Annotated in this window: 5 protein-coding genes; 1 reads left to right on the top strand and 4 read right to left on the bottom strand. The window is 39.7% G+C overall.

The genetic code is table 11. From position 1 onward, the window contains the following. Positions 1-95 precede the first annotated feature (95 nt). Complete coding sequence (locus ACFVSH_RS22365; RefSeq protein ID WP_192204600.1) at positions 96-542, bottom strand: MarR family winged helix-turn-helix transcriptional regulator; 447 nt, start codon at positions 540-542, stop codon at positions 96-98. A 121-nt stretch (positions 543-663) separates the two neighbouring features. Between ACFVSH_RS22365 and ACFVSH_RS22360 the strand changes: the two genes are divergently transcribed. Further along, on the top strand, positions 664-1,851 hold the full coding sequence (locus ACFVSH_RS22360) for an MFS transporter (RefSeq protein WP_387707889.1): 1,188 nt from the start codon (positions 664-666) through the stop codon (positions 1,849-1,851). A gap of 522 nt (positions 1,852-2,373) precedes the next feature. Here ACFVSH_RS22360 and ACFVSH_RS22355 read toward each other — a convergent pair. From ACFVSH_RS22355 to ACFVSH_RS22345, 3 genes are all read right to left on the bottom strand, one after another. Continuing rightward, a complete protein-coding gene (locus ACFVSH_RS22355) occupies positions 2,374-3,417 on the bottom strand; it encodes an oxidoreductase (protein WP_387595963.1) in 1,044 nt (347 codons plus the stop codon). Between the two features lie 60 nt (positions 3,418-3,477). After that, positions 3,478-3,906, bottom strand: a complete 429-nt coding sequence (locus tag ACFVSH_RS22350) for a DUF1801 domain-containing protein (RefSeq protein ID WP_387707887.1) — start codon at positions 3,904-3,906, stop codon at positions 3,478-3,480. A gap of 330 nt (positions 3,907-4,236) precedes the next feature. Then, a partial coding sequence (locus ACFVSH_RS22345; protein ID WP_387707885.1) for a PTS transporter subunit EIIC occupies positions 4,237-5,317 on the bottom strand: 1,081 nt, incomplete at its 5' end.

Genomic DNA, 5,317 nt, shown 5'->3' with positions numbered 1-5,317 from the left:
AATCAACCTTAAATCGTTTCATTTTAAAAACAACAATCTTTACGAAAAGAGCCTTCTTCTTTCTATTATAATGGAAACTATAGACGTCAGGAAGACTATATTTTATTCTCTATGCAAGACGATGCATGTTCGGTCAGTTTCCCGACGATTTGTTTGAGCCCTTGCGTTTCCTCTTCATTTAGGACCCCATAAAATTCACGAAAGATCTTGGCAAAACACTTATTTATGGAATGATAGATTCTCCTTCCACTTTCGGTGGATTGGATAAAAACGAACCGCCGATCATCCTCACTGTGTACCCTCTCAATCAACTTCTTCCGTTCAAGCCGGTCAATTAGTGCAGTTCCTGCTGCAGGTTTGATTTTTAAATGATTCGAAACATCTTTAACTGCTATGGATTCAGTCAAGACAATTAAATGCAATGCGCGATACTGTACAGAAGTTAAATCATATTTAACCAAAAAAGGTTCCACCAATTCCTGTGAGAGGCTGCTTAGTTCCTTGATTTCTAGATGTAAATTATACAATTCACTTGAATGCATGTTTGACAATCCTTTCTTATTGACACTATCTATCTAAAACTATAACATAATTAACGTATCAAAAAATTAACCATGCGAATTAAATTGGTTATTGATTTTTAAAGAGAGAGAGAGGCTGCCCATGTCAGCAGAACAACGCAAGAAGATCATTATCCTCATGATCAATATGTTTATAGCAATAGGAAGTTTCGGTATCATCATTCCCATTTTACCAGCATACCTGGCCTCCATTAATCAAGGAGGAACCGCCGCTGGCCTAATGATTGCCATTTTCGCAGGTGCACAACTTATCTTTTCACCAATTGCCGGAAAATGGACTGACCAATTCGGGCGCAGAAAAATGATTATTTATGGATTGATTGGTTTGACATTATCCATGTTTATTTTTTATGCAGTCAATTCCATTTGGTTATTATATGCTTCACGCATCATTGGCGGGATTGGGGCAGCTTTGCTTATCCCCGCAATTTTTGCTTATGTAGCCGATATCACCACATTTGATCAACGCGCTAAAGGCAATAGTTTAGTATCTGCCGCCATGTCACTGGGCATTGTAGTCGGTCCAGGAATTGGAGGTTTTTTAGCTGATTTTGGCTTGAAGTTTCCCTTTTTGATTTCTGCGCTGGTATCCCTATCAGCTGTAGTATTTTCGATTTTTGTTTTAAAAGAAAGCGAAACGGCACAAGTTACTCAAGACATGGATGCAAAAACCGAAACGATGGTTCGGAAGATTGCCTTATCCGTGAAAATGCCCTATTTCATCCCACTCATCATTACTCTTGTAATGAGCTTTGGCTTAATGGCATATGAATCTGTCATTGGTCTTTATCTTGATAATCAATTCAATTCAAGCCCTAAGGACATCGCCGTCATGGTTACAGCCACAGGTATCGTCAGTGTAATTGTACAACTGTTTGTCGTCGACCGGATTGTACGGCGTTTCGGGGAAGTGAATGTGCTGAATATCTTTATCAGTGTTGCAGCCATCGGTTTCCTTCTATCCCTTTTTGCTTCAAGTTACCTGATTTTCTTTTTAATTTCACTGGTCATCTTCCTTTCCACCTCCATCTTACGTCCAGTTCTTAACACACTGATTTCCAAGATGGCAGGAAATGAGCAGGGCTTTGCAATGGGTATGAATAATGCATATATGAGCATCGGAAATGTGCTCGGACCTACACTTGCCGGAATGATGTATGATATCCACATCACCTATCCTTTCATGTTGGGCCTTATCCTCTTATTCATTACTTTGATGATTACCATGGCTTGGCAAAAGCGATCTCTTCATACAAAGGCATTATCCTAGAGCTTAAAAGGCATTTCATTTTATATACCTTAACGAAACCCCCGAATAGCAGCCGCCATTCGGGGGTTTTCATTTCAATATAAATCCTCCAAAACAGAATATCCACAGTTCAAATACTTCAATCTCTCGAATATTCGCTCCAATTTGATGCAGAATCAGGTCAAATTTTGCGTAATATTCGAATTTACGAGTAAACACTCAATTTTATGCGTAAACCGCTCAAAATCTTGTGTCATATTTGAATTCACGAGTAAATGCGGCAAATTCACGAGTAAATGTATGAATTTCACGAGTATTTGCTCCAAATTCACGAGTAAATGGCATGAACTCACGAGTAAACACTCAATCTCTCGAATATTCGCTCCAATTTTATGCAAAAACAGTTCTAAATCTTGCGTAACACTCGAATTCACGAGGGAAATCATGCATTTGACCAAAATTAAAAGCGGCCTTATTTCTGAAAATAAGGCCGCTTAGCATTCAGTTTTCTCAATTCATGATGTTATGAGGGGAAATTGAATTTCATTTAATATAGATGGCTTTCTTTCCTTTACTGCTTTCAAAAGCCGCATCAATGATTTTAATGACCGATAACCCTTCTTGGGCAGTGACTGGAGCTTTCTTCCCGCTCAATATACTATCGGCAACTGCCTGGTAATACGTTAAATAAGAACCATGCAGGGTTTCAATGGTTTCATGTATCTCATTTTCTCCTTCAACCGTAACCAACTTACCATAGAATTCGGGTTCATCTGCACCCCAAGAGTCATCCAGCGGTTTTTTCCCCTCACTCAGGGCCGCCTCTTGGCAATCAAGACCGTACTTGATAAATGATCCTTTACTTCCATGCACCTGATACCGCGGTCCATTATTCGGAACGATTGAGCCTGAGTGTAAGATAACTCTCAGCTTTTCATATCCTAATATCACATGGAAATAATCATCCGTTTCTGCATTTTCTTTTTGGGAAAAAACATCTGCCCAAACGAATTGCGGCAATCCAAACAAATGCAGTGCTTGATCGATTAGATGTGATCCTAAATCATATAGCATGCCTGATCCCGGGCCTGGTTTTTCCCTCCATCTATCCCTGACCACAGGCCTGTATCGATCATAATGGACTTGGTATGTATTGATTTCCCCAAGCACTCCATCATCCATAAGTTTTTTCACGGTCAAAAAGTCATTATCCCATCTCCGGTTATGATAGACACTTAATAGCAGATTCTTTTCCTCGGCAATCTTAATTAGCTCCTCTGCCTCCCAACCTTCCACCACCATCGGCTTTTCAAGGATGACATGCTTTCCGGCCAACAAGCTTTGCTTGGCCATTTCATAATGCAAACCACTCGGTGTCGTAATAACTGCCAAATCAATGGACGCGTCCTCAAGAATATCCTCTAAGCTGCTTACCACTTCCACATCTTTCAGATCTTTTTGGACTTTTTCCTTCTTGGAGCTGACAACTTTCGTTATTTGAAACTGCCCTAAAACACTTAGTAATGGAGCGTGAAATGTAGCTCCTGACAATCCGTACCCAACTATGCCCACTTTAATTTTTCTCATTTTCGTTCCCACTCGCTTTCTTGTTCCTCTTAAAAAATTATAAATTGATCATCCGTTCTCTTATATTTCATTGTCCGGGTACTTATCTCTCAAAAACTTGACAGACTGATTAATCAATTCTTTCAATACATTAATATCGATATCTGCCACTTTATTGATGTACACACACCCTTTTCCGGAAGTGTGTTTTCCAAATGCCTGTAACAATTCTTCCCTTTTTTTATCCCCTGGAGAGAAATATAAACTGATTTTTGCTTTTCGAGGGGAAAAGCCTACCAGAGGGGCTTCTCCTTCGTGACCTGATTCATATTTATAATGATAGATACCGAACCCAATGATGCTCGGTCCCCACATCTTTGCCTCATAACCTGTCGTTTTGGTGAAAACATCCAACAATTCATATGCATCTTCACGCTTTTTTGGATTATCGACGTTCTCAATGAACTCAATGACACTACTGTCAGTTTCTTTGGTTTTTTGTTTATACAAGACCTGAACCTCCCCATACAAAAAGTTTGAAAAATGCAAAAGATAACCCTTGTTCAAAACTTAGAACACTATATGATCGTTTTTTTAGTTTGAACGTGTATGTATACAGCCTTCATTACTGCCGATATCCTAAATACTCAAATGATTGGCGGACGAGCTTCATTACTAATTCTCCAAGCTTCATGGCAAATCCTTCACTCAATACCCTTATATATTATAGAACATTGATTCGTTTAATTCTATTTTATGAGCAGAGTTAATAAAATCAATATCATAAAAATCTCTACGATCAGAAAATATAATCCTGATCGTAGATTTTTAGTGTATCAGCTATTGCCTCCGGATCTTTTCAATTTCATCAGCTATGAATTGTACTTGTGTCCCTACGATGACTTGAATGCTTTGGGTACCCACGATATTGATTCCAGCAACCCCTGTTGATTTGATTTTATTCTGATCGACAGCTCCCATATTCTCTACCTCAACCCTTAATCGGGTAACGCAGTTTTCTACAGATATTACGTTAGCGTCTCCGCCTAAACCTTCATAAATAGCGGATGCCATTCCAAAGAATTTACTCTCATCATTCCCGCCTTGACTGCTGTCTGCTTCTGCAATCACTCCTCCACCATCAAGCTCATCTTCTGTATCATCTTCTCTGCCTGGAGTCATTAAATTGAACCTTTTTATCAAGAATCGGAATAAGAAATAGTAAATGACAGCAAAAGCCAGTCCTTGAAGAAGTAGCATATAAGGTTCATTTGCCAATGGCAATCTTGAACTTAAAACAAAGTCAATGAATCCTGCACTAAAACCGAACCCAGCTGTCCATTGGAAAGTCGCGGCAATAGCTAACGATATCCCTGTTAATAAGGCATGAACAACAAACAGGGCTGGTGCAACAAACATGAAAGCAAATTCCAACGGTTCAGTAACGCCTGTGAAAAATGAAGCGAAACCGGCTGCGAGCATTAATGAGGCCACTTGTTTTTTCTTCCGTGATTTTGCCGAATGGTACATGGCCAGAGCAGCAGCCGGTAAACCGAACATCATGACGGGAAAGAATCCGGCTTGATACATGCCCGTGGTTCCTTTTATTCCTGTTCCAGCCCAGAATTTACCGATATCGTTAAGTCCTATTACATCGAACCAGAATACGGAGTTTAAAGCATGATGTAAACCTGTTGGTATCAAAAGCCGATTGAAAAATCCATAGAGTCCTGCTCCAGCTGCACCTAATTCACTAATTCCTTCCCCAAATATAACTAACCAGGAGTAGATGAGTGGCCATACGAAGAATAATATAAGTGAAACGAGTAACATGACAACCGCAGTAAGGATCGGGACAAGGCGTTTACCGCTAAAGAAAGCGAGTGCATCCGGCAGCTCGACCTTACTGAACCGATTATAC

This window comes from Peribacillus sp. NPDC058002, from assembly GCF_042886655.1.
GTDB classification, from domain to species: Bacteria; Bacillota; Bacilli; order Bacillales; family DSM-1321; genus Peribacillus; species Peribacillus aracenensis.
The sequence above is the reverse complement of the archived record's forward strand: the minus strand, read 5'-3'. Positions and strand labels throughout refer to the sequence as shown.

Excerpts from the sequence above, each read along its gene's own strand:
- ACFVSH_RS22365 (WP_192204600.1), bottom strand. The coding sequence starts at position 542 with ATGCATTCAAGTGAATTGTATAATTTACATCTAGAAATCAAGGAACTA.
- ACFVSH_RS22360 (WP_387707889.1), top strand. The coding sequence starts at position 664 with ATGTCAGCAGAACAACGCAAGAAGATCATTATCCTCATGATCAATATG.
- ACFVSH_RS22355 (WP_387595963.1), bottom strand. The coding sequence starts at position 3,417 with ATGAGAAAAATTAAAGTGGGCATAGTTGGGTACGGATTGTCAGGAGCT.